Origin of the sequence: Streptomyces malaysiensis subsp. malaysiensis, from assembly GCF_040653035.1 — a bacterium.
GTDB classification, from domain to species: domain Bacteria; phylum Actinomycetota; class Actinomycetes; order Streptomycetales; family Streptomycetaceae; genus Streptomyces; species Streptomyces malaysiensis.
Genome location: NZ_JBEZNG010000032.1, coordinates 43,239 through 67,893 on the forward strand (window position 1 = coordinate 43,239; position 24,655 = coordinate 67,893).

The 24,655-nt window shown below is 71.8% G+C and carries 16 protein-coding genes and 1 other RNA gene; 7 read left to right on the top strand and 10 right to left on the bottom strand.

Features of this window, described 5'->3' with window-relative positions:
* Nucleotides 1-169: 169 nt before the first annotated feature.
* Nucleotides 170-1,111, bottom strand: coding sequence for an NADP-dependent oxidoreductase (locus tag AB0E24_RS39695; protein WP_359384474.1), 942 nt, complete (start codon nt 1,109-1,111; stop codon nt 170-172).
* A 110-nt stretch (nt 1,112-1,221) separates the two neighbouring features.
* On the opposite strand from AB0E24_RS39695, the gene AB0E24_RS39700 reads away from it, so the two are divergent.
* Entirely contained in the window at nt 1,222-1,788 is a 567-nt protein-coding gene (locus AB0E24_RS39700; protein ID WP_359384476.1) for a TetR/AcrR family transcriptional regulator, read from the top strand.
* Nucleotides 1,789-1,847: 59 nt separating this feature from the next.
* On the opposite strand, the gene ssrA is transcribed toward AB0E24_RS39700, so the two are convergent.
* From ssrA to ftsE, 5 genes are all read right to left on the bottom strand, one after another.
* Nucleotides 1,848-2,217: a transfer-messenger RNA gene (ssrA, locus tag AB0E24_RS39705) on the bottom strand.
* Between the two features lie 117 nt (nt 2,218-2,334).
* Nucleotides 2,335-2,814 carry an SsrA-binding protein SmpB gene (gene smpB, locus AB0E24_RS39710; RefSeq protein WP_079257863.1) on the bottom strand — a complete coding sequence of 160 codons (480 nt, stop codon included), beginning with the start codon at nt 2,812-2,814 and terminating at the stop codon, nt 2,335-2,337.
* A gap of 18 nt (nt 2,815-2,832) precedes the next feature.
* Entirely contained in the window at nt 2,833-4,044 is a 1,212-nt protein-coding gene (locus AB0E24_RS39715; RefSeq protein ID WP_359384479.1) for a S41 family peptidase, read from the bottom strand.
* Between the two features lie 68 nt (nt 4,045-4,112).
* Complete coding sequence (gene ftsX / locus AB0E24_RS39720; RefSeq protein ID WP_069863511.1) at nt 4,113-5,024, bottom strand: permease-like cell division protein FtsX; 912 nt, start codon at nt 5,022-5,024, stop codon at nt 4,113-4,115.
* Nucleotides 5,025-5,033: 9 nt separating this feature from the next.
* Complete coding sequence (ftsE, locus tag AB0E24_RS39725) at nt 5,034-5,723, bottom strand: cell division ATP-binding protein FtsE (RefSeq protein WP_069863504.1); 690 nt, start codon at nt 5,721-5,723, stop codon at nt 5,034-5,036.
* 327 nt (nt 5,724-6,050) lie between these two features.
* On the opposite strand from ftsE, the gene AB0E24_RS39730 reads away from it, so the two are divergent.
* Nucleotides 6,051-6,245 (top strand): hypothetical protein, encoded by a 195-nt coding sequence (locus tag AB0E24_RS39730; protein WP_069863498.1) that lies wholly within the window; start codon nt 6,051-6,053, stop codon nt 6,243-6,245.
* 139 nt (nt 6,246-6,384) lie between these two features.
* Here the strand turns inward: AB0E24_RS39730 and AB0E24_RS39735 are convergent, their stop codons facing one another.
* The 4 genes from AB0E24_RS39735 to AB0E24_RS39750 form a co-directional block, all read right to left on the bottom strand.
* Nucleotides 6,385-7,062, bottom strand: coding sequence for an LPXTG cell wall anchor domain-containing protein (locus AB0E24_RS39735; RefSeq protein WP_359384482.1), 678 nt, complete (start codon nt 7,060-7,062; stop codon nt 6,385-6,387).
* 291 nt (nt 7,063-7,353) lie between these two features.
* A complete protein-coding gene (gene prfB / locus AB0E24_RS39740) occupies nt 7,354-8,460 on the bottom strand; it encodes a peptide chain release factor 2 (protein WP_069863483.1) in 1,107 nt (368 codons plus the stop codon).
* A gap of 40 nt (nt 8,461-8,500) precedes the next feature.
* Nucleotides 8,501-9,847, bottom strand: coding sequence for a serine/threonine-protein kinase (locus AB0E24_RS39745; RefSeq protein ID WP_069863476.1), 1,347 nt, complete (start codon nt 9,845-9,847; stop codon nt 8,501-8,503).
* A gap of 283 nt (nt 9,848-10,130) precedes the next feature.
* Nucleotides 10,131-11,825 (bottom strand): serine/threonine-protein kinase, encoded by a 1,695-nt coding sequence (locus AB0E24_RS39750; RefSeq protein ID WP_079257865.1) that lies wholly within the window; start codon nt 11,823-11,825, stop codon nt 10,131-10,133.
* 631 nt (nt 11,826-12,456) lie between these two features.
* Here AB0E24_RS39750 and AB0E24_RS39755 point away from each other — a divergent pair.
* The 5 genes from AB0E24_RS39755 to AB0E24_RS39775 all read left to right on the top strand — a co-directional run bounded on the left by AB0E24_RS39755 (nt 12,457) and on the right by AB0E24_RS39775 (nt 24,641).
* Nucleotides 12,457-17,709, top strand: coding sequence for an FtsK/SpoIIIE domain-containing protein (locus AB0E24_RS39755; protein ID WP_359384484.1), 5,253 nt, complete (start codon nt 12,457-12,459; stop codon nt 17,707-17,709).
* 290 nt (nt 17,710-17,999) lie between these two features.
* Nucleotides 18,000-19,358 (top strand): ABC transporter substrate-binding protein, encoded by a 1,359-nt coding sequence (locus tag AB0E24_RS39760; RefSeq protein WP_079257868.1) that lies wholly within the window; start codon nt 18,000-18,002, stop codon nt 19,356-19,358.
* Nucleotides 19,359-19,382: 24 nt separating this feature from the next.
* A complete protein-coding gene (locus AB0E24_RS39765) occupies nt 19,383-20,756 on the top strand; it encodes a carbohydrate ABC transporter permease (protein WP_069863445.1) in 1,374 nt (457 codons plus the stop codon).
* Complete coding sequence (locus AB0E24_RS39770) at nt 20,753-21,634, top strand: carbohydrate ABC transporter permease (protein ID WP_069863438.1); 882 nt, start codon at nt 20,753-20,755, stop codon at nt 21,632-21,634. Before AB0E24_RS39765 ends, AB0E24_RS39770 begins: the two co-directional genes overlap by 4 nt.
* Nucleotides 21,635-22,034: 400 nt before the next feature.
* Nucleotides 22,035-24,641, top strand: a complete 2,607-nt coding sequence (locus AB0E24_RS39775) for a bifunctional glycosyltransferase/CDP-glycerol:glycerophosphate glycerophosphotransferase (protein ID WP_359384488.1) — start codon at nt 22,035-22,037, stop codon at nt 24,639-24,641.
* The last annotated feature ends 14 nt before the right edge of the window (nt 24,642-24,655 follow it).

The following is a 24,655-nucleotide window of genomic DNA, read 5'->3' on the forward strand; positions in this document are numbered from 1 at the left end:
CTCCGCCCGCTCCGGCCTCCGCCTCGACGAGGTCGCCGGCCCCGAACCCGCCCCCACCGGGCGCTGGTCCGGGCGACCGCCACCTCCTTCAACTACGGCGAGGCCGCCCACCGCCCTGCCCCCGGGCGGGGCACCATCAAACTCATGGGGGGTTCGAACGACGCGATGGTCACTCGGTCGTGATGACGAGCTTGCCGCCCTTGGGCGTGCGGTTGCGTTCGAGCTCCGTGAGGGCCTCGATCGCCCTGCCGAGCGGCACGGTGCGGGCGATCGGCAGTCGCAGTATTCCCTTCCCGACAGCCTGTGCGACCGCTTCGAGGTCCTCCACACTGACCTTCGCGATCAGCACCTGATACGGCCCCGGCAGGGCGCTTCTCACGAACTTCGCCGGCGTGGGGGTGATGTCGATGATGCGGCCACCAGGCTTGAGCAACGCCCGTGCCGCCTTGATCGGCAGCGTGCCGGCGGTGTCGAAGACGATGTCGAATCGCCCTGCGAGCTTCATCGCGTCGAAGTCGAAGTCGACGATCGGGGTGACACCGAGGTCGTGTGCCTCCTGCCTGGCGGTACCGCGACAGCTACCTCCCACGGAAGCGCCGTGCGCCAGGGCGAGCTGCACGGCGGATCGGCCGACTCCGCCGAGGCAGCCGTGAACGAAGACGGCTTGCCCGGTGTGCAGCTTGCTCGTGCTGACCATCGCCTGAAAAGCGGTGAGCCCCACGATGGGGACCGCGGCGGCTTCCTCCCAGGAGAGATCCGCCGGCTTCTTCACGACCGCCTTTTCGTCGGCGACGACCATCTCGGCGAACGCTCCCGCCGCCTTGATGCTTGCCCCGCCGAGCACTTCGTCGCCGACGCCGAGTCGAGTGACGCCGTCGCCGACCTCCGCCACGACGCCCGCGAAGTCGTGACCCAAGCCGCGCGGGAACTTCCGGCCGGTCATGATCTTCATCTCACCGCTGCGGATCTTCCAGTCCATCGGGTTCGCGGCCGCCGCCTTCACACGGACCAGAACCTCACCGGGGCCGGGCCGCGTCGGCTCGAAATCCTCGAACCGCATCACCTCGGGACCGCCGTACTGGTGGTACTGGATGCGCTTCATCGTCGTCATGACGAACACCTCCACACGTTGATGTCACCTGATGACATCAACCTACCACGGCGATGTCATCAGATGACATCACCGTGCTGGGCAGCGGACGGCAGCCCTAAACTTGGCGCATGGGACGATGGGAGCCTGGAGCCAGTGGCCGACTGCGCGAGGCCGCACTCGCCTTGTATCTCGAACACGGCTTCGAGCAGACCATGGTGACCGACATCGCCGACCGGGCCGGCGTGACCGCTCGCACCTTCTTTCGCTACTTCGCCGACAAACGCGAGGTTCTCTTCGACGGGGCATCCGAGTTTGCGGAGAAGTCGCTGACCGCGCTGGAGGCGGCGCCCGCCACGGCGTCGGCGCTGGAGGCCGTCGCGGCCGCGCTGGACGCCGCGGCCGAGATCATCGGACGTGACCCTGAGCTCGCCCGGAAGCGGCACGCGGTGATCACGGCCAACGCCGATCTCCGCGAACGTGAATTGATCAAGCTCGCCCATATGTCGGCCGCACTCGCCGATGGGCTTCGACGGCGGGGCGCCGGCGACACCGAGGCCAGCCTGGCCGCCGAGACCGGCTCCGCGGTGTACCGGGTCGCCTTCCAACGATGGGTCGACGCCGCCGACGACCTCGACCTGCGCGACGCCGTTAGCCAGTCGTTCGCCCAACTGCGAACCCTGACCGCCTCCAACTGATCCACACAACACGACGAAGGGCCCCGCCTGATGGCGGGGCCCTTCGTCGTACATGGGATGAGTGGAGATGGCGGGAATCGAACCCGCGTCCAACGGTGCGGAATCAGGGCTTCTCCGAGCGCAGTCCGCTGTGCTTTTCTCGGCCCCGGAGATCACGCGGACAAGTCTCCGACGGGCTCAGCCACTGTTTGATTTCCCACCAGACCCCGTGGCCGGGTCTAGTGGTTTAGTTCCCTAGTCGATGCCAGGATCCGGGTCGGGAACATCCCCGGGCTGACACTTCGCAAGTCGCTACTTAGGCAGCGAGGGCGAAGGAATCGCGCTTGGTGTTGGCGATTATTGGTTGCGACATATGGTTAACGAGATCATTGCCGCTTCCTCGGCTCGCTTCCCCTGCTTCGACAGCCGCTGTCGAAACCGATCATCCCCATGTGTATTTTTCAAAGGTGGTGCCGCGCCCTCGTAGGGGCACAGCGCCATCATAGGTGAACAACGCGCGACGGGGCCACATCATTCCCGTCCCCCCGAGGCGCGCCTTCCGGCTGGTCAGGCCCGCTGACGGCGGCGGGCGGCGGAGATGGCGCGCTCGGCCTCGCGGCGGTCCTGCTTCTCCCGCAGGGTCTGGCGCTTGTCGTACTCCTTCTTGCCCTTGGCCAGCGCGACCTCGACCTTGGCCCGGCCGTCCTTGAAGTACAGGGCCAGCGGCACCAGGGTGTGCCCGGTCTCCTGGGTCTTGCCGATCAGCTTGTCGATCTCCGCCCGGTGCAGCAGCAGCTTGCGGCGGCGGCGCGCCGAGTGGTTGGTCCAGGTCCCCTGGCTGTACTCGGGGATGTGCACGTTGTGCAGCCATGCCTCGCCGCCGTCCAGCTGGGCGAAGCCGTCCGCGAGCGAGGCTCGCCCCTGGCGCAGCGACTTCACCTCGGTCCCGGTCAGCACCAGACCGCATTCGTAGGTGTCCAGGATGTGATAGTCGTGCCGCGCCTTCTTGTTCTGCGCGATCAGCTTGCGACCTGTCTCTTTAGCCATAGCCAGGCCATTCTCGCACTAGGACCCGCCCCCGAGGCCACTCAATACCGTGCGTGCCCGCGCCTCCGCCGAGGGGCCGTCGTCGCCCTTGACCGCCAGGTCCGGGGCGATCCCCTCACCGTCGACGTTACGCCCGGCCGGGGTGCGGTAGTGGCCCACGGTGAGCTCGGCGACCGAGCCGTCCGGCAGTTCGCTCGGCATCTGCACCGAGCCCTTGCCGAAGGTGCGGGAGCCCACGACCACGGCGCGGCCGCGGTCCTGGAGGGCGCCGGTGAGCAGCTCGGCGGCGCTCATGGTGCCGCCGTCGACCAGCACCACCAGCGGGCTGCCGGTGTCGCCGCCCGGCCGCGCGTCGAGAACCCGCTGGTCACCATGGACGTCATAGGTGGCGACCAGACCACCGTCGAGAAAGGAGGAGGCGGCGGTGACGGCCTCGGAGACCAGTCCGCCGGAGTTGCCGCGCAGATCGAGCAGGATGCCGTCGCCCCGGGGGGTGGAGCGCACGGCGTGCCGGATGCGCTCTCCGGTGCCCTTGGTGAACGAGTCGACCTTGATCCGCACGGCGCCCGGCCGGTGGTCGTCGTGGTCGCTGAGCCGGTCCACGGTCACCGGGTCCGTGGTCAGCCGGGCCCGGCGGAGCTCTTCGGTCCACTCGTGCGTACCGCGCCGCAGCCCGAGCTCCACCCGGGTGCCCGGGGAGCCGTCGGCCGGGCCGCGCAGCAGGGCCACCACCTCGGTGACGGGCCGCCCCGTCACATTCTTGTGGTCGACCGTGCGCAGCCGGTCACCGGCCCGGATGCCGGCCTTCTCGGCCGGGCTGCCGGGCTCCACGCGCTCCACCGCGATCCGCCCGTGGGCGTCCCGGCGGGCGGAGATCCCGACGCCGACGTAGGCACCGTCGAGGTTCTGGCGGAAGCCCTCGTACTCACGGGCGCTGTAGACCGCGCCCCACCGGTCCCCACTGCGGCTGACCACCTCACGGGCGGCCTTCGAACCGGACTTCCCGTCCTCCTCGGCCTCGGCCGCGGCCGCCTTGACCTGGTCGCTCTCGACCGCGCCGACGTAGGTACGGGCCGGTATGCCGGCGGCCTCGGGGTCCTTGCGCGGTCCGGGCTCGGCGCCCCAGGAGCCGACGGCCGCCCCCGTGGCGAGCACGCTGACGAAGACCAATGTCAGGGCGGCCCCGCGGCGAATGCGGCGGGGATGGACGAACAAACACGGGCCCGACATGCCGGTGAGTGTAGGGCACCAACAGGCGCCGTACCGGGCGTTATCCGGTACGGCGCCCTAGGCGAATGTCACACCTTGAGGTACTTGCGCAGCGCGAAGAACGCCGCGAGAGCGGGCATGAGCAGGCCAATCGCCAGCACCAGCGGCAGCTTCGCCAACACCGCGTCCCAGCCGATGAAGTTGATCACATCGATCTTGTCCACCAGCCAGTTGTTGACCAGGAAGTACTGCCCGCTCACCAGCAGTACACAGGCGAAGCCCGCGCCCAGCAGCCCCGCGATGGCGGCCTCCATGATGAACGGCATCTGGATATAGAAGCTGGACGCGCCGACCAATCGCATGATCCCGGTCTCCCGGCGACGGCTGAACGCCGACACCCGCACCGTGTTGACGATCAGCATCAACGCGACGACCAGCATCAGCGTCATCACGCCGAGCGCCGCGAAGTTCATGCCGTTGAGCAGATTGAACAGGTCGTCGACCAGCGCCTTTTGGTCCTGGACCTCCTGCACCCCGGGCCGGGCGGCGAAGGCCGTGGAGATGACGTCATAGCGCTCGGGGTCCTTCAGCTTGATACGGAAGGACTCCTGCATCTGGTCCGGGGTCAGCGAGTCGGCCAGCGGTGAGTCGCCGAACTGCTCCTTGTAGTGCTTGTACGCCTCCTCACTGGTCTCGAAGTGCACCGACTCGACGATGTTCATCTGCTTGAGCTCGGACTCGATCTCCTGCCTCTGGGCCTCGGTGACGGCTCCCTTGGCGCAGTTGGCCGAGGTCTCCTTGTCGTTCTTGTTGCAGAGGAAGATCGAGACGTTGACCTTGTCGTACCAGTAGCCCTTCATCGTGCTCACCTGCTCGCGCATGAGCAGGGACCCGCCGAACAGGGCGAGCGACAGGGCGACGGAGACGATGACCGCGAAGGTCATCGTGAGATTGCGGCGGAGACCGACGCCGATCTCCGACAGGACGAACTGGGCGCGCATGGCGTCCTTTCAGTGCTGGTAGCCGTAGACGCCGCGGGACTGGTCGCGGACGAGGCGGCCCTTCTCAAGTTCGATCACGCGCTTGCGCATCTGGTCCACGATCTGCTGATCGTGCGTGGCCATGACGACCGTGGTACCGGTCCGGTTGATCCGGTCCAGCAGCTTCATGATGCCGACGGAGGTCTGCGGGTCCAGGTTTCCCGTCGGCTCGTCGGCGATCAGCAGCATCGGACGGTTGACGAACGCGCGGGCGATGGCCACCCGCTGCTGTTCACCACCGGACAGCTCGCCGGGCATACGGTCGTCTTTACCGCCGAGCCCCACGAGATCGAGCACCTCGGGAACGGTTTTCCGAATGGCGCCGCGCGGCTTGCCGATCACCTCGAGCGCGAAGGCGACATTCTCCCCGACGGTCTTGTTGGGGAGCAGCCGGAAATCCTGGAAGACGGTCCCCAACTGGCGGCGCATCTGCGGCACCTTCCAGTTGGACAGCCGCGCGAGATCCTTGCCCAGCACATGGACCGCGCCATGGCTGGCGCGCTCCTCCCGGAGCAGCAACCGGAGGAAAGTGGATTTTCCCGACCCCGAGGAGCCCACCAGGAAGACGAACTCGCCCTTCTCGATCTCGAGCGAGACATCCCGAAGTGCGGGACGGTTCTGCTTGGGGTAGGTCTTGGATACGTTGTCGAATCGGATCACTGGAGCACCACGGTCGACCTGGATAGCGGTACGGGCTGCCGAAGCGGCTCCCGTCGGTGAGCGTGACCATACGCGAAGCGCGCATGGGCGCGCAGTCCGCCGTCCGGTGCGCGTGGGTTTCTTCACTGCACTATTGGGGTCAAACGGTTGACAATGCGCCTGTCGTGGCGGCTGAAACGGCCACGAAACCGGTACGGATGCGGCACGGAATCGTGCGGGGCGCGCCGAACCGGGCGGAAGCTGGCACAGTGGAAGGGGAACCAACCCATTTCCCCGAGCGTTGGCCCCATGTCTACTGCGGCACCGCCGCGCGGGAGGAGAAAGCGCATGACGTACGACAGGCTCGTCTGCGCCAACTGCGCGAGCCCCGTCAGCGAGGGCCGCTGCCCGGTCTGCCGGGCCAGCAGGGAGCGCATGCAGCAGGAGGGCATCTTCGGCGGGCTGACCCCGGCGGCGCTGATAGCGCTGCTGGTGGCGCTCATCGCGGTGGCCGTCCTCGCGCATGAGATGGCAACGGCGTAACGGAGCGTTACGACCACCATACGTCAAGTGTGGCGCCCCTGATCACACAAACCTGATCGCACAAAGGGGCCGGACATACACACAAGGGGCCCGGAGCGCCGAAGCGCTCCGGGCCCCTTACCGTGCGTAGGGCTCGCGATCAGGCCACGTTGTTGCGGTTCACCAGACGCGGCACAAAGCGGAAGCCAATACCGCCGGCGATCATCGTCGCGGCGCCGACCAGCAGGAACGTGGTCTCGGAGGCACCGGTCTCAGCCAGCTGCTCCTTGGCCTTGCCCTGCTCCACCGGCTTGGAGCCGACGTTGTCGGTGCCGGTGTTGTCGTCGCAGTTGGTGCTGTCGACGTCCACCGTGCAGGTGCTGTCGTCGCCACCACCACCGCTGCCGCCGCCCTGGCCGGGCGAGCTCGGCTCACCGGTGGGCTCGTCCGTCGGCGGCTCGGTCGGCTCACCGGTCGGCGGCTGAGTGGGCTCGTCCGTCGGCGGCTCGGTCGGCTCGTCCGTGGGCGGCTGGGTGGGCTCGTCCGTGGGCGGCTCGGTCGGCTCGTCGGTCGGCGGCTCGGTGGGCTCCTCGGTGGGCTCCGTCGGGATCGACGTCGGCTCATCGGTCGGCTCATCGGTCGGCTTGCCGTGACCGTTGCCGATACCGACGCCGACGTCCAGACCCTTCTCGTCGGCGTTCGCCGAAACGTTCACACCGCCGATACCGACATCGACACCAACAGCCGATGCGGCGCCGGCGGCGGTGAGCGACGCGCCGGCGGCGATCACCGCGCCGGCCGCTATACGCGCGACGCGCAGCCGCGTCTTCTTCGTCATCTGCCTGCTACCCCCAGTAGCTGTACTCGTCAATGGAGCAGCTATGCACGGGGCAACGGCTCGGGGTGTCTCAGTCTCCGCGGGCCCCTATCCCTCCGAGGCGGTCCGCCGGCCCCCGCTCAACACGCGCCCCAGTCATACGCATGCCGCGCGTCAGCCTTCCCAGTTTTCAGATCTTCGTCAAGGCCATTGCATGCGAGATGTCCGCTATGGAAGCGCTTGCCGCATGCATGGGTACAGGACTGTGACCAAAACCGTGGTGTGCGCGGCCGGTTGGGGCGACCAGGGGTCTTACTTCTCCTGCTGCTTACGCCAGCGAATCCCCGCTTCGAGGAAGCCGTCGAGCTCACCGTCGAGCACCGCCTGCGGATTGCCGACCTCGAACTCGGTGCGCAGGTCCTTGACCATCTGGTACGGGTGCAGGACGTACGAACGCATCTGGTTGCCCCAGGAATTGCCGCCGTCGCCCTTGAGCGCGTCCATCTTGGCCTGCTCCTCCTGGCGGCGCCGCTCGAGCAGCTTGGCCTGGAGGACGTTCATCGCGGTCGCCTTGTTCTGGATCTGCGAGCGCTCGTTCTGACAGGAGACGACGATGCCGGTGGGAATGTGGGTCAACCGCACTGCGGAGTCCGTGGTGTTGACGCCCTGGCCGCCGGGGCCCGAGGAGCGGTAGACATCGACGCGCAGCTCGGACTCGTCGATCTCGATGTGGTCGGTCTGCTCGACGACCGGCAGCACCTCGACACCCGCGAAGGAGGTCTGGCGGCGGCCCTGGTTGTCGAACGGCGAGATCCGCACCAGGCGGTGGGTGCCCTGCTCGACGGAGAGCGTCCCGTAGGCGTACGGGGTCTGCACGGCGAAGGTGGTCGACTTGATGCCGGCCTCCTCCGCGTACGACGTCTCGTAGATCTCGGTCTTGTAGCCATGGCGCTCGGCCCAGCGCAGATACATCCGCTGGAGCTGCTCGGCGAAGTCGGCGGCGTCCACCCCGCCCGCCTCCGCGCGGATGTTCACAACCGCCTCACGGGCGTCGTACTCACCGGACAGGAGGGTGCGCACCTCCATCTCGTCGACCGCCTTGCGCACGACCTCCAGCTCGGCCTCGGCCTCGACGCGTGTGTCCTCGTCGCCCTCGGCCTCGGCGAGCTCGAACAGCACCTCGAGATCGTCGATCCGGCCGCGCAGCTCCTCGGTCCGGCGCAGCTGCCCCTGGAGATAGGAGAGCTTGCTGGTGACCTTCTGCGCGTTCTCCGGGTCGTCCCAGAGAGACGGGGCCGCCGCCTGCTCCTCGAGCACGGCGATGTCGGCCCTCATCCTGTCGAGGTCCAGGACGGCCTCGATCGACCCCATGGTCGAGGAGAGGGACTTCAGCTCTTCGGATACATCGACGACTGCCACGGGACCAGCGTAACCGCTGCGGAAGACTGACCGTCCCCGGTCATGGCGTACCGGGATCCTGGGAGGCCGAGTGCCCGCCGTCTCTGGGCGGGTCCCCGTCGTCGTCACCGCCCGCCACGAGCCATCCGCCGACCCCCACCGCGACCAGGGCGGCCACGGTGACCACGGCCACCTTCAGCCGGCGGCGGCGCAGCGCGCCCGCGACCGCGGGGTTACGGGCCGAGCCCGCCCGGCGCTGGCCATGCACCCGGGGGGCGCGGGCGGTGCCATGGGCGCCGCCCGCGAGCTCGTCCGCGCTGGGCACCCGCATGCTGGTGTGGGTCTCGCGGCTGGAGTCCGGCACCGCGCCGGGGACCAGCGGCACCGCGCCGCGCCGCCGCGGGGTCGTGGGTACCGGGCCGGAGCCGGGCCCGGCGGCGGGGACGGAGACACCGCGGCGCGGGGTCTCGGCCTCCGCGCCCTCGCGCTCAGCCTCCTGCTGCTCATCGGGCTCGTCGATGTCCAGCGGCGGATAGCCGGCCAGACCGGGCAGCACCTCGCGCAGCCGGGTGGCCAGCTCGGAGGCGCGCAGCCGGGAGGCCGGCGCCTTGGCGAGGCACTGGAGGAGCAGCTGCCACAGCTCGTCGGGGATCCCGGGCAGCGGCGCCACGGTCTCGGTCACATGGCGGCGCAGGATCGCGCCCGGGTGGCCACCGCCGAAGGGCGTGAAACCGGCCAGCATCTCGTAGAGGACCGTCGCGAGGGCGTACACATCCACGCTGGCCCGGGGCGGCAGTCCCTCGACGATCTCGGGGGCGAGATAGTCCGGGGTGCCGATCACACTGCGCGGGTTCGGCGACCGGCCCTGGGACGACTGCCGGTCGCGGGCCGGCTGGGCGCGGATCGGGGTCGGCTCGTCGACCAGGCGGGCGATGCCGAAGTCGGTGAGCAGGGCGGGGTGCGCACCGCCGGGGCCGAGCGGGCCCTGCATGTCCAGCAGCACGTTCTCCGGCTTGACGTCGCGGTGGACGACCCCGGCGGCATGGGCGGCGGCCAGCGCGTCGGCGACGTCCACGGCGATCGCGACGGCGGCCTCGGGGGCGAGCCGGCGCTCGCGGTCCAGGCGGGTGCGCAGATCCGTACCGCGGATCAGATCCATGACCAGCGCGAGGTCATTGCCGTCGACCACCAGGTCGCGCACCCCGACCACCCGGGGGTGGTCGAGGCCGAGCAGTGCGGTGCGCTCCTGCACGAAGCGCTCCACGAGCTCTTGGTCGGAGGAGAGGTCCTCGCGCAGGAGCTTGATGGCGACGGGTCCCTCGGGCCCCTCGCCCAGCCACACCGTGCCGGCGCTGCCGCGCCCCAGGAGCTGATGCGCGGTGTACCGACTGCCGATCTTCCGTGACAAGACTGCTCCGAATCCTCCGACAAGGGGGGCACGTTGGCGACAAAGCTACGCGGCTACTGGCGCGTTGGGTGCACCAGACAACGCCAACTGTCACTTCTGCGGCGGAAAACACCCTTCGGATGTCGACAAATCACCGGAGACGGAGGTACGGAGGCGGGGAGCGGCCGGGAAACGGGGTCGGCGACCGGCCGGAGGACGGGGTCGGCGACCGGCCGGAGAACGGGGCCAGGAGGGGGGCCGGGAACCGGGACAGGGACAGGGACCGGGCCCGCGCCGGGGAGGATCAGCTGCTGGGCCCGCCCAGGTCCTCGATCCACTGCCCGACGTCCTTGGCCCAGCCCGAGACCGCGTCCCAGTAGCCCTTGCCCTCGGCGACCCAGTCCTTGAGCGGGGTCAGCTCCCAGACCAGCCAGGAGCCGATGACCAGGACCACGATCACGAACAGACAGCCCTTGAGGCACCCCAGCCCCGGGATCTTCATCCGGTTGGGGTTGGAGCTCCGCTGGCGGGGCTCGCGGCGCGGCTCCGGCTGCTGCGGCGGCGGGGCGTAGCGCTGCGGCTGGGGCTGCTGGGGGTGGTGCGGCGCCGGGGCGTACTGCTGCGGCTGCTGCTGGGCGTACGGCGGCGGCTGCTGGCGGCCCCGCTGGCGCTGGGGCGGCTGCTGCTGGGGCTGCTGGTACTGCTGCGGCTGCTGGTACTGCTGGGGCGCGGGGCGTTGGGGGCGGCGGCGCAGCGGGTCCTGGCTGGGGTCGAGGTACTGGACCTGGGTCTGCTCATTGCGGTCGCGGGCCGCGCGCAGCTGGTTCTGCCAGGGGTGCGGATCGTCCTGGCCCGGACCACCGGGCGGCACGGGCGGCATGGCGCGCGTCGGATCGGGGCCTCCGGCCGGTCCGGAGCCGCTGGGCAGCACCTGGGTGGGGTCGGCGTTCGCCCCGGCGGTCGGCATCACATTGGTGGCCGCGGCCGGGTCGTACGAGGGGGAGCCCGCCGGTGCGTTCGTGGGCAGCACCTGCGTGGGCTCGGCCGAGCCCGCGGGCGCGGTGTCCGGCACCGGGGCGGGCGCCGGGTCGGGGGCGAGCAGCGCGGCCACGCCGAGCGCCTCCTCGGCCTGCGCGGCCGAGGCGTGCACCCCGACACCCGCGGCGACCACGCGCAGCCCACGGGCGAGGTTCTCGGCGCTGGGGCGCTCCTCGGGCCGCTTGCGCAGACAGCGCTCTATCACCGTCCACAGCGGCTCGGGCACGGTCGAGGGGCGGCGCGGCTCCTCGCTGAGGTGGCGGTGGAGCACCTCGAGTGCGGTGTTGCCGGCGAACGGCGGACGGCCGGTGACCAGCTCGTAGAGCATGATGCCCGCGCCGTAGATGTCCACCGCGGAGGTCTGCGGACGGCCCTCGGCGGACTCCGGCGCCACATAGGCGGGGGTGCCGACGAACTCCTGGGTGCGGGTGAGGCCGGGCGAGTCGGCGAGGCGCGCGATGCCGAAGTCGGTCAGCATCGGGTGCATCTCCTGGCCCTCGCCGGTGCCCGCGAGCAGCACGTTGGCGGGCTTCAGATCGCGGTGCACCACGCCGTCGGCGTGGCTGGCGGCGAGCGCGTCGGCGATCTGCGCGGTGAGGAGGGAGGCGGCGACGGGGGTGAACGGGCCGTTGCTGCGCAGGTAGTTGTGCAGATCCGGGCCGTCGATCAGGTCCATGACCAGGGCCAGCAGATCGCCCTCGACCACCAGGTCACGGGTGCGGACGATATTGGGGTGGGTGAGCCGGAGCAGCACCGAGCGCTCGCGGAGAAAGCGCATCACGATGTCCGCGTCGTTCGCGAGCTCCTCCTTGAGGACCTTGATCGCGACAGTCTCGCCGGGCTGCCCGGCCACGGCGGCCTCGGCCCCCGCCGGCGTGGTCTGGCGGGCTCGCCAGACGGTGCCCGTGGCTCCGCGCCCGAGCGGCTCCTCGAGCAGGTATTTGCTGCCTACCGGCCGCACGTCATGCGCTCCCTGATCGTGGTCTTACATCGGTGGACTGCGATGGTCCGCTGGATGATCTGCTGTTGGTCGCTGCCTTTTGGTACTCGTCCGCCCCACTGTAATGGCGACGCACGGCGAGCCCTATCCGATCACCACACGAGGGCTCGGGCAGGGGTCGAACACGGGATCGGACACGGGTTCCGGACAACCGGCCCAGGCGGGCCCGGACGCCGGTCCGGATACGGACCCGGACACCGGTCCGGACACCGGTCCGGACACCGGTCCGGCGCGGGGGAAGACGTGTGATCCGGGCAGATGGTTGCCACCGGCGGTCCGGGGCGCTCGATCGCCGCTCAATGGGCGCTCCATCGGGCGCCCCCGAGCGTCTCAAGGGTGGCCGTTCCGGTCGCAATCAGCCACTTTCGGCCGACTAGCCGACCAATCAAGATCATGTAACGGCGGGCGGCGGGCGAAGTGTCGGTGGCAGGTGCGAGGATGCAGACAGCACGGAAGCGCCGAGCGCCGGGAGGCTCACGCTCCGTGACTCGTACGACCCCGTACGGACCTGTACGTGCCGAAGGGCCTGGGGGTGGTGGTGGGGGTCGGCACCCCTGCCCGGCCCCCCGGACAGAAGGGACCGTTGACGGCGATGCAGATTCGGCTGACCGTCCTCGGGCCGCGCAGCGCCCACCCGGGCCGTTCCGGCCACCATCCTGCGCCCGCGTCCGGGCCGCATGCCCTCATGGGCGCGGTGGACGTCCTGGTCACGGCGCCCCCCGGCACGGCCCTCGCCGCGGTGGCCGGCGGCCTCGCCGACGTGGTCGCCGCGGCCGGGTACGAGCCGGGTGGCAGCGGGGGCGGCGCGGCGGTGCTGTACGCGGGGGGCGAGCGGCTGGACCCGCAGCGCTGCGCGCTCGGCGAGCCGCCGCTGGTGGACGGCGCGGTGCTCTCCCTGCACGGCCCGGCCGACCCCGACTCCGGCCACTACCCCGGCTACCCCGGCCTCCCCGAGACCGCCGTGGCCGACGCCACGGTCCATCTGGACGTGGTCGCGGGGCCCGACGCGGGCGGCGTCCACCTGCTGCACGGCGGCCAGGTCCGCATCGGCCGCTCCGCCGACGCGGACGTCCCCCTGGACGACCCCGACGTCTCCCGGCTGCACTGCGCGGTCACGGTCGCCGAGGACGGCCGCGTGACCATCGCCGACCTCGGCTCGACCAACGGCACCGCGGCCGACGGCGTCCCCGTCGGCCCCCAGCCGGTGCCCCTGGAGCCGGGGGTGCTGCTGCGAATCGGCGAGTCCGCGCTGCGGCTGCGCGTCCCGTCCGCCGCCATGTCCGCGCTCCCGTCGGCCCCCGCTCGCCTTCCGGTCCACCCGGACGGAGAGGGCCACCTCCGCGTGACCCCGGCCGGGGACCACCCCACCCACGCGGAGGGCACCTGGACGGGCGCCCCCCAGTCCCCGCCCACCCACACGGCCCAGGGCACGTGGACACCCCCCGCCCGCCACCCCGGCACGGGCTGGACGCGCGTCGCCCAGCCGGGTGAGGAGTCTCACCCCGCGCCCGGGGCGCGCAGAGCGCCCGGCACGTACGACGAGCGCTCGGGCCCCGGCGCCCACGCCCACCCGGGCAACGACGGCCGCCGCCCCGACGACGGGGCCGCCACGGGGACGCACGGCGGCGCGGACGGTCGCGGGTCCGGTCACGGAGGCGGTGCGAGCGGGACGTACAGCGGCACGGCTGGGACGCGCGGCGGCGGGGACGGTCGCGGGTCCGGTCATGACGGCGGTGCGAGCGGGACGCCTGGGACGCGCGGCGGCGCGAGCGGTCGTGGGTCTCGCCACGAGGACCGGGACGGACAGGCCGACCGTTGGCCGACCGGCGGCCCGGGGAGCCCCGCCGGCTCGCCTTACGGCACCGAAGGCGCCAGCGGCCGCGACGGGCGCCCGCGCGGCGAAGCACCCGGCGGCGCGACCGGCGCACACGGCGGCGCGGGCGGACGCGGCCACCGCCCGCAGGAGCCCTACTACGAAGACCGAGGCGGACAGACCGACCACTGGCCGACAGGCGGCCGGAACCCCGGCGGCCCGGGAAGGCCCGACAGCACGCCTTACGGCGCCGAAGACACCAGTGGCCGCAACGAGCGGCCATACGATCAAGCACACGGCGACACGGGCACAAGCGGCCACCGCCCGCAAGGGCCCCGCCACGAGAGCCGAGACGGACAGGCCAACCACAGGGCGACCGGCGGCTCGGGAAGCCCCAGCGGCTCGCCCTACGGCACCGAAGACCCCGCCCGCCGCAGCGAGCGGCCATACGGGGAAGGGCACAGCAGCGCAGGCGGACGCGGCCACGACCCGCAGGGGGCCCGCCACGAGAACCGAGACGGACAGGCCGACCACCGGCCGACAGGCAGCCGGAACCCCGGCGGCCCGGGAAGCCCCGGCAGCACGCCATACGGCGCCGAAGACCCCGCCCGCCACGGCGAGCGACCGTACGGGGAAGGGCACGGCGGCGCGGGCGGACGCGGCCACGCCCCGCAGGGGGCCTCAGCCCCGGGCGGCCAGCCGTACGACGATCCGTCCACCACCCCCACCCGGCGCGGTGAGCGCGCCCCCCGGGCCGGAGCCACCGGACATGGCCCGGCGGGGCAGCCCGCGCGGGCCGACCAGGATCAGTCGGGCACCGGCCCTGGCGGGCAGCCGGGGCAATGGGCCCGGCCGACCGGCAGTCGGCACCCGGACGCCGCCCCGCACCACCGGCCCACGACCCGTGGTGCCTCCGGCGACCCGGTGGGCCCCGGTGGCGGCCCTTACGGCGGTACGGGCGCGGACCCCGGCCGACAGGGCGAGGGCGAGGCGGTTTACGGCGACGCCCCGCGCGGCGGGCGTCCGTACAGCCGAGGGCGCGGCCAGGAGGGCCCGCCGGGGACCTCCACCGGCGGTCAGCCCGCCGACACGGGCTACGACCGGTCGCCTTACGGCGGCCCGGCCGCAGTCCCTGACCAGCGCGCCCCCTCCCCCGGCGGCCGACCGGGCGCCGGGCCGCGCGGCGGCCGCAGCTCGGCCGACCCCGGCCACGCGGCGGGCCATGGCGCGGCTCCCGCCGGTTTCGACCCACGCGACGGGCGTCCGCAGGATGGGGGCGCGGGATACGGCGGCGCCGAACAGCGCAACGACGGCAAAGGAGCGGCGACCAGCGGCGCCGAGCAGCGCGGCGGAGGCACTGGCGCTGGCGGCGCCGGGCAGCGCAACGACGGCAAGGGCGCGACGGCTGGCAGCACCGGGCAACGCGGCAAAGGCACAGGTGCTGGTGGCGCCGGGCAGCGCGGTGGTAAGGGCGCGGGGGCTGGTGGCGCCGGGCTGCGGGGGGCGGTGGATCGTACGCATGCCGGGGGTTATGCGCTGGACGCGCCGGGGGCGCAGGCGCGGCGGCGGGGGATAGGGGCCTGGGTACGGCAGTTGGCCGGGGGGAAGTCGGCCGAGCGGGCCGGGGCGAGACAGGACCAGGGCGCGGCGGCGCGGGCGGCCGCGGAGGCAGAGGCTTCGCAGCGGCGGTGGCCGGACCCGGCCACCGTGCTGATGACGGCGCTGGGGCCGGGCTCCCGGCTGTGGGAGCGCGCCCAGGGCCATCCGGACGCGCTCACCGTGCGGCTCGGCTCGGCCGACCAGCTGACGGCGGAGGGCGCGCCGCTGCCCGCCGCGCCCGTGACCGTCGATCTGCGGCGGTGCGGATCGCTGGGGCTGGCGGGGCCGCGGGCGCGGGTGGCGGGGCTCGCCCGGTCCGTTGTGGCGCAGTTGGCGGCCCTGCACTCACCGGCCGCGCTGGAGATCGTGCTGATCAGTGGCGAGGAGCGGCTGGCGGAGTGGTCGTGGCTCGGCTGGCTGCCGCAGCTCCAGCCGTTGCGCGGGCAGGACTGCCGGCTGCTCCTCGCGTATGACCTGGAGCAGGCCACGGCCCGTACGGAGGAGCTGACCCGGCGGCTGGAGGACGGGCCGCTGGGCCCCGGCTGGGCGAGCGCCTCCCCGGCCGCCGCGGCGTCCGCGGCGGCTCGCCACTTCGGGCCGTACACGGTGGTGATCGTGGACGGCGCCCCCGGTCAGCCCGCGCTGCACGACACGCTCGCCCGGCTGGCGGTGAGCGGCCCGGCGGCCGGAATCCATCTGCTCTGTCTGGCCGAGGCGCCCGCCGCGTCGCCCACATCCCCGCTGCCCATGAGCTACGAGGCCGCGTGCTCCGCGTCCGCGGCCTTCGCGGCGTGCGGGGTGGCGGCCGTGCTGAGCGGCGATGTGGCCACGGGGCTCCAGGTCGTCCAGGGGGACGGGGCGGCGTCCGGCACCACCGCGGTCACCGGGGTCACCGGTGCGACCGACGCCACCACGACCGTGACCGTGGACGCGGTGTCGGCGGCGTGGGCCGAGCGGTTCGCGCGGGCGCTCGCGCCCCTGCGCCCGGCCGCCTCCGCGCAGGACGGCGCGTTCGGCGGCTCCGGCGGCCCGCCCACCGTCCCGCTGCCCGACTCGGCGCGGCTGCTGGACGAGTTGGGCCTGGCGCGGGCCACCCCCGCGTCGCTGATGGCCCGTTGGGCGGTCGCGGCGGACGAGGCCCCGCCGGGCGGCCGGGCGCTGGCGGTGCTCGGCGCCGGGCCGCGCGGCCCGCTCGCGGTCGATCTGGCCGCCGACGGTCCGCACGCGGTGATCGACGGCACGGCGGGCACCGGTAAGACGGAGCTGCTGCGTTCGTTCGCCGCGTCGCTCGCGGCCGCCGAACGGCCGGACCGGCTCGAGCTCATCCTCGTCGATGGCGCCGGAGCCGGGGCGGGCGAGGGGCTCCAGGTGTGCACGGACCTGCCGCATGTCTCGACACATCTGGCGGCCACCGACCCCGTGCGGATGCGGGAGTTCGCGCAGGCGCTCAGCTCGGAGCTCAAGCGCCGCGCCGAGCTGCTGGAGGGGCAGGACTTCACCGACTGGCACACCCGGCCCCACCGCGGCGGTGGCGAGGGCGGCGGGGCCGCCGGCCCGAGCGGCGCCCCGGGCGCACCCGCCTCCGGTACGGCCGGTGCGACCGCGACCGGTACGGCCGGTGCGACCAGTACGGCCGGTGCGACCGGTGCCGCCCGCGTGGTCGCGCCCCGCCCACCCGGCGATATCGACCCGCCGCCCAGCGACACCCTCCACACGCTCAATCTGCGCGCCCAGCGCACCGCGAGCCCGGTGGCCGTCCGCCCCCGCTCGCTCCTCCCCCGTCTCGTCGTGCTCGTCGACGACTTCGACGCGCTGGTGGCCCCGGCCCTCGGCAGTCCCGGCCGCCCGGCGGCCGGTTCGGTCGTCCGCGCCCTGGAGGCGATCGCCCGTGACGGCGCAAGCCTCGGGGTGCATCTGGTCGTGGCGTCCGGCCGCCCGGACCGTACGGCGGACACGGTGGCCGTCGAGCGGGCCGAGCTGCGGATCACCCTGGACCCGCGCCCGTTGAACGCCACGGGTTCCGCGGCATCCGCGGCATCCGCGGCTCCCGCACACCCCACACGCCCCGCACACCCCGGCGAGCCCGAAAGGCCCGGCGCATCCCCCGGCATATCGACACGCTCGGTCACATCCGCCTCGACCGCCGCAGCCGCCCCGGGCGGCGAACCGGCTCCGGGCCGCGGGCGGCTGCTGCGCCCGGATGACGTGGTCGAGACCCCGTTTCAGGCGGGCCGGGTGACCGGACGGATACCGCGCACCGCGACACAGCGGCCCACCGTCGTACCGCTCGAATGGCGGCGCATGGGCGATCCGCCCACCCGCCGACCGCTGCGCGAGCTGGGCAACGGCCCCACCGACCTGGCACTTCTCGCCAGTGCGCTCCAGCGCGCCGCGCAGTCGGCGGACGCGCCCTCCGCACCCGCCCTGATCTGACCGTCGCCTGACCACCCTCGGCCGACCCTGCCCGTTACCGGCGGTTCGGCGCCCGTTCCCTACCCGTTTCTCAACGATCACATCGTTCCTGACCGACTTTCAGATCCGTTCTGCCCATCCTCCCGTGTGCCCCACCTGCCCCGGTCTCGGATGATCGTTCATCACGGCCCGATCACGATCCGTGAGTGAACGCCGAACACAGTATTGCCACGTTCGGTGACGGGGCGTAGGACTACTCGCACGGGACATGGGCCGCACGGGGGCGGTCAGCATCGGAGGGAACACGGGGAATGCACGTACCGCTTCCTATGAAGCGTTCGACACGAACCGCGGTAGCCCTGCTGGCGGCGGGAGGGCTCATGCTCACCGCCGCGGGCTGCGGCGGTGACGACCAGGACACGGTGAGCGGCGGCCCCCCGCCGAACACCGTGAAACTGCCGAATCTCAAAGGGCAGAAACTCCAGGTCACCGCTGTCTGGACGGGCACCGAGCAGGAGAATTTCACCAAGGTGCTCAAGGAGTTCGAGAAACGCACGGGGGCCAAGGTCTCCTTCGTACCCAGCGGCGACGACATGGCCGGCTTCGTCGGCTCGAAGATCGCGGGCGGCGCTCCGCCGGATGTCGCGATGGTCGGACAGGTCGGCGTCATGCGCGAGTTCGCGCAGAAGGGCTGGGCCAAACCGCTGGACGCCGACGCCAGTGCCGAGTTGGCGAAGAACTTCGCCAAGGGCTGGCAGGACCTCGGCTCGTACCAGGGCAAGCCCTACGGGGTGTATTTCAAGGCGAGCAACAAATCCCTGCTCTGGTACAACACTTCCGCGTTCGACTACGCGGGTGCCAAGGTGCCCAAAACGTGGAAGGAGTTCCTGGAGCAGGCACAGCTGATCTCCGACTCCGGCACCGACGCGGTCGCGATCGGCGGCCAGGACGGCTGGACGCTCACCGACTGGTTCGAGAACGTCTATCTCTCCCAGGCGGGCCCGGAGAAGTACGACCAGCTCGCCCAGCACAAGATCAAGTGGACCGATCCATCGGTGAAGAAGGCGCTCGAGACGCTCGCCGATCTGTGGGGCACCAAGGGCCTGGTCGCGGGCGGCCGGGGCGGTGCGCTCCAGACCGCGTTCCCGGACTCCGTCACCAAGGCGTTCGGCAACAAGGCGGAGCCGGACGCGGGCATGGTCTTCGAGGCCGACTTCGTCGCCGCCAACGTGGCCGACGCGGGCGCCGAGCTCGACCAGGACGCGAAGGTGTTCCCGTTCCCCGCGGTGGGCGACAAGGAGCCGGTGGTGACCGGCGGCGACGTCGGCGTGGCGCTGAAGAACAGCAAGGCCGCGCAGGCGCTGCTCACCTTCCTCGCCTCGCCCGACGCCGGGACCATCTGGGCCCAGTCCGGCGGGTTCATCTCGGCGAACAAGAACGTCAAGCTCAGCGCCTATCCCAATGCTTCCATGCGCAAGATCGCACAGGCGCTGATCGCGGCGGGCAATGACTTCCGGTTCGACATGTCCGACCAGGCTCCCGCCTCCTTCGGCGGCAAGCCGGCCCAGGGCGAATGGAAAGCGCTCCAGGACTTCCTCAAGAACCCGAGGAATGTCGAAGGCATCCAGCGCCAGTTGGAAGCGGATGCCGCCAAGGCGTACAAGAACTGACGACTCGACCGGGAGAACCACATCATGTCGACCGCGACAGCGGACGGCGCGGCCACGCCTGGCCGGGCATCGTCCGCCCCACCGGCCAAACGGCCGGGCGCGAAGAAGCAGAAGAGCCTCATGGGCACCCGGCCGTGGCTGGTGGCGGTGTTTCTGCTGCCCGCCCTGGTGCTGCTCGGGGCGCTCGTCGTCTATCCGATCGGCTACTCCGTCTACCGGAGCTTCTTCGACGCCTCGGGCAACGGCTTCGTCGGCCTGGACAACTACCAGGAGATGTTCTCCGACGACGCCACCAAGACGGCGATCAAGAACAACATCATCTGGCTGATCCTGGCCCCGACCGTCTCCACCGCCCTGGGCCTGATCTTCGCCGTGCTCACCGAGCGGGTGCGCTGGGCCACCGCCTTCAAACTGATCGTCTTCATGCCGATGGCGATCTCGATGCTGGCGGCGGGCATCATCTTCCGGCTGGTCTACGAGCAGGACCCGGACAAGGGCGTGGCCAACGCCATGTGGGTGAGCGTGCACGACTCCTTCAGCGAGTCGCCGCCGTTCCCCGGCGCCCATCCGCGCCCCACCGCCGGGCTGGACGAGTCCTCGAACGGCTCCTTCACCACCAAGGACACCGTCCGCGCCGGTGACCCCGCCTCGATTCCGCTGGTCGCGGCCAAGCGCGGTGACATCAGCGGGGCGCAGGACGCCAAGGCCGCCGAGCCCGAGTCCGGGAAGGTGACCGGCACCGTCTGGTTCGACTTCACCAAGGGCGGCGGTGGCGAGCAGGGCGCCATCGACAAGGGCGAGAAGGCCATGGCCGACGTCAAGATCGAGGCGGTCAAGGACGGCAAGGTCGTCGCCCGGACGACATCGGCGGCGGACGGTACGTACACCCTGCCCGCCAAGGCCGAGGGCGCCCAACTGCGGCTGCCCGCCTGGAACTTCTCCGAGCCGTACAACGGCGTGGACTGGCTCGGCCCGTCCATCGTCACCCCGGCCATCATCGGCTCGTACGTCTGGATCTGGGCCGGTTTCGCGATGGTGCTGATCGCGGCGGGGCTCGCGGGGGTGCCGCGTGAGCTCATGGAGGCCGCGCGGATGGACGGCGCCAATGAGTGGCAGGTGTTCCGACGGATCACGGTGCCGATGCTGGCACCGGTGCTCTCGGTCGTCGTCGTCACACTGATGATCAACGTGATGAAGATCTTCGACCTGGTCTACATCATCGCGCCGGGCCCCTCGCAGGACGACGCCAATGTGCTGGCGCTCCAGCTCTTCCAGTCGTCCTTCGGCACCGATGTCAACCAGGGCCTCGGCAGCGCCATCGCCGTGCTGCTGCTGTTGCTGGTGCTGCCCGTCATGATCATCAACATCCGCCGGATCCGAAGGGAGAGCCGCCGATGACCAGCGCGGACACGGTCGTACAGGCGAAGCAGTCCCCGGTCGCGCGGATCGCCGCCCGGGCCGGCGGCGGGGCAATGCGGGTCGTCCTCATCCTGATCGGCCTGCTGTGGCTGATGCCGACCGCCGGACTGCTGCTGTCCTCGCTGCGCGACCCGGCGCAGGTGGACCTCTCGGGGTGGTGGAAGGTCTTCACCGACCCCGGACAGCTCACCTTCAGCGGCTACGACAAGCTGCTGAGCAACCAGCAGATCACCGACTCCCTCTGGACCACGCTCGCGATCACCGTCCCGGCCACCCTGCTGGTCGTGGTGATCGGCGCCCTGGCCGGCTACGCCTTCGCCTGGATGGAGTTCCCCGGCCGCGACTGGTGGTTCCTCGTCGTGGTCGGCCTGCTGGTGGTCCCGGTCCAGGTCGCGCTGATCCCGGTGGCCAAGCTCTTCGGCGAGGTCGGCATCTTCCAGACCACCACGGGCGTGGTGCTCTTCCACACCGCCTTCGGTCTGCCCTTCGCCATCTTCCTGCTGCGGAACTTCTTCGCGGAGATCCCCCGCGAGCTCCTGGAGGCGGCCCGCCTGGACGGCGCGGGCGAGCTGCGGCTCTTCGTGCGCGTGGTGATGCCCCTGGGCGGCCCGGCCATCGCCTCGCTGGGCATCTTCCAGTTCCTGTGGGTCTGGAACGACATGCTGGTCGCCCTGATCTTCGCCGACAGCGGCAACCCGCCCATCACGGTCGCGCTCCAGCAGCAGGTCCGGCAGTTCGGCAACAACATCGACATCCTCGGCCCCGGCGCCTTCGTCTCGATGCTGATCCCGCTGGCGGTCTTCTTCGCCTTCCAGCGCCAGTTCGTGGCGGGCGTCATGGCAGGCGCGGTGAAGTAACGCGCCTCCTCCCGGAACAGCGGGCGGCCCGGCACCCCCTGGGTGCCGGGCCGCCCCTTTTCACCTCACGGCGCACCGTGACAGCCGGACCGCGTCTCGGCGGTCCATCGGCCACTGGGCGAGCTGGATAGCGGAGATCACCCCGGCGCGGAAGACGACGCCGGGGACCGGTCCCGGGCTGTCCTCGTGACCTGCATCGTCGTGACCAGATGAGGGGTCGCGGCCCCAGGACGCGCCCCCGCCGGTGGTCGGGATGGCGTGGGCGGGCACCGGTGAGGTCGGGGGTTGGGCCGAACGGGGGCTTTTGGAGGGTGCTTCGCCATGGCGGCGTTCCATCCGGTGGGCGTTCAGATGATGGTGTGAGAAACCATCCGTGCCGCGTCGACCGATGGGATGCGCCGTGCCCCGGTTCAGCGTCATCGTGCCCGCATACGAGGTCCAGCCGTATCTGAGTGACTGTCTGCGGTCCGTGCTGGACCAGGACTTCGCGGACCTCGAGCTGATCGCGGTCGATGACCACTCCCCGGACGCCTGTGGCGCGATCATCGATGAGGCCGCCGAGCGGGATCCGCGGGTGCGGCCCGTGCACCTGGCGGAGAACGCGGGGCTCGGGCGGGCCCGGAACGCCGGGATCCGGCGGGCCACCGGGGACTATCTGGTGTTTCTCGACGGCGATGACACCCTCGCCCCCGGTTCGCTGCGCGCCATCGCCGACCGGCTGGCGCGGACCGGCGAGCCGCAGGTGCTGGTCTTCGACTACGCGCGGGTGGACTGGACGGGTGAGGCAGTGCGGAACGTACGGGCCGAGTTGCTCCGGGAGGGGGACCCCGAGGGCGTCCGGCAGGTCTTCCGGCTCGATCAGCGGCCGGAGCTGTTGCGGCTGCTGATGGTCGCCTGGAACAAGGCGTACCGCCGGGACTTCGTCCGCGCGCAGGGCTTCACCTTTCCGCCCGGCTTCTACGAGGACACCCCCTGGACCTTCCCGGTGCTGTTCACCGCGGAGTCCATCGCCGTCCTGGACCGGGTGTGCGTCCACTACCGGCAGCGGCGGCGCGGCGGGATCCTGCGCACCACCAGCCGTCACCACCTCGATGTGTTCGACCAGTACGACCGGGTGTTCCGGTTCCTGGACGCCCGGCCCGAGCTGGCCCACTGGCGCCCTGCCCTGTTCCAGCGGATGCTCGACCACCTCGGCGTGATCGCCACCGCGCCGGACCGGCTGCCGGTGGCGGCCCGGGCCGAGTTCTTCCGCCGGGCGGGCGCGCACCACCGCCGCTACCGGCCGTACGGCACGGCCACCCCGCCGGGCCGTGCCCGATGGCGGTGTCTGCTGCTGCGGCTGGGCGCCCGGCGGGCGTTCCATCTGCTGCGCGGCGCCGATCGGGTGCGGCGGGGCGCCCTCGCCCTGGCCTTGGCGGGGTACGCCCGGCTGCGCGCGATCGCGTTGTGGCTGCACTATCGGGTGCAGCTGTGCCGACCCCTCGATCCCGGGCTCGCCGTGTTCGCCGCGTACTGGCACCGGGGCTACGCCTGCCATCCCGCGGCCATCGAGGCGAAGGTCCGCGAGCTGGCGCCGGGGCTGCGCACCGCCTGGATCACCACCTCCGAGTACGCGCACACCCTGCCGCCCGGGGTGCGCCTGCTGCACCCCGGCTCGGCCGCGTACTGGACCGCGCTGGCCCGCGCCCGTTTTCTCGTCAACAACGTCAACTTCACGCCCCGGATGCGGAAGCGGCCCGGTCAGATCCATCTCCAGACCCACCACGGCACCCCGCTCAAGCACATGGGCCTGGATCTGCGGGACCGCCCGGCCGCCGCCCGCGGTATGGACTTCGGCGAACTGCTGGAGCGGGTGGACCGCTGGGACTACAGCCTCTCCGCCAACCGCCACACCACCCTGGTCTGGGAGCGGGTCTACCCCTCCGGCTACACCACGCTGCCGTACGGCTCCCCGCGCGACGACGTCTTCCAGCACGCCACCGAGGACGATGTGGCCCGGCTGCGCGCCCGGTTCGGCATCCCCGCCGGCAGCGTCGCCGTGCTGTACGCCCCGACCCACCGCGACTACCAGCGCCGCTCCGTGCCGCGGCTGGACGCGGAGCGGGTGGCCCGCGCGCTGGGCCCCGGGTTCACCCTGCTGGTCAGGCCGCACTACTTCCACACGCCGGGCGAGGGCGGGGGCGGAGGCGAGGCCGGGATCGGGAACATGGTGAGTTCCGGCGGGCGGGTACTCGATGTCTCGGGGCACGGGCGGGTGGAGGAGCTGTGCCTCGCGGCCGACGCGCTGCTGACGGACTACTCGTCCATCATGTTCGACTACGCCAACCTCGACCGCCCCATCGTCATCCACGCCGACGACTGGGACGCCTATCGCGCCGCCCGCGGCACCTACTTCGACATCACCGCCGCCCCGCCCGGCCCGGTCTCCCGCACCGAGGACGAGCTGATCGCCCTCTTCACCACGGGCGCCTGGTGCGGTCCGCGCTCGGCCGCGCTGCGCGCCGCGTTCCGGGCCCGCTTCTGTCCGTACGACGACGGGCGGACGGCCGAACGCGTGGTGCGCCGGGTCTTCCTCGGCGAGCGCCATGAACTGCTGCCGCCGGTCGTCCCGCTCGCCGAGCGCCGCCCCGCCCCCGCGGCCGTCCGCACCGCTCCGGCCCCCGTCCGCACCACCGCGGTGCCCATCCGCACCGCTCCGGCCGCGGTCCGCGCCGCTCCGGCTGGTGCCGGTCACGACCGGCCCGCCGAGGCCCGGACGGCGCCGAGGGGCGGGGGCGTATCCGTCTCACCGGCCACTTCACCTGCCGCGCCACCCGCGGCTTCACCTGCTGCCTCATCTACCTCATCTGCCGCGCCACCCGCGGCCTCACCGGTCGCCTCACCCGCCACCTCACCTGCGTACGCCCAACCCCCCGCCTCACCGGCGTACCCCTCACCCGCCGCCTCACCGGCATGCCCCGCCGCCGACCCCGCCGTCCCACTCCCCCATCGGAGCCGCCCCCACTAGCCCCAGCCCCCGAG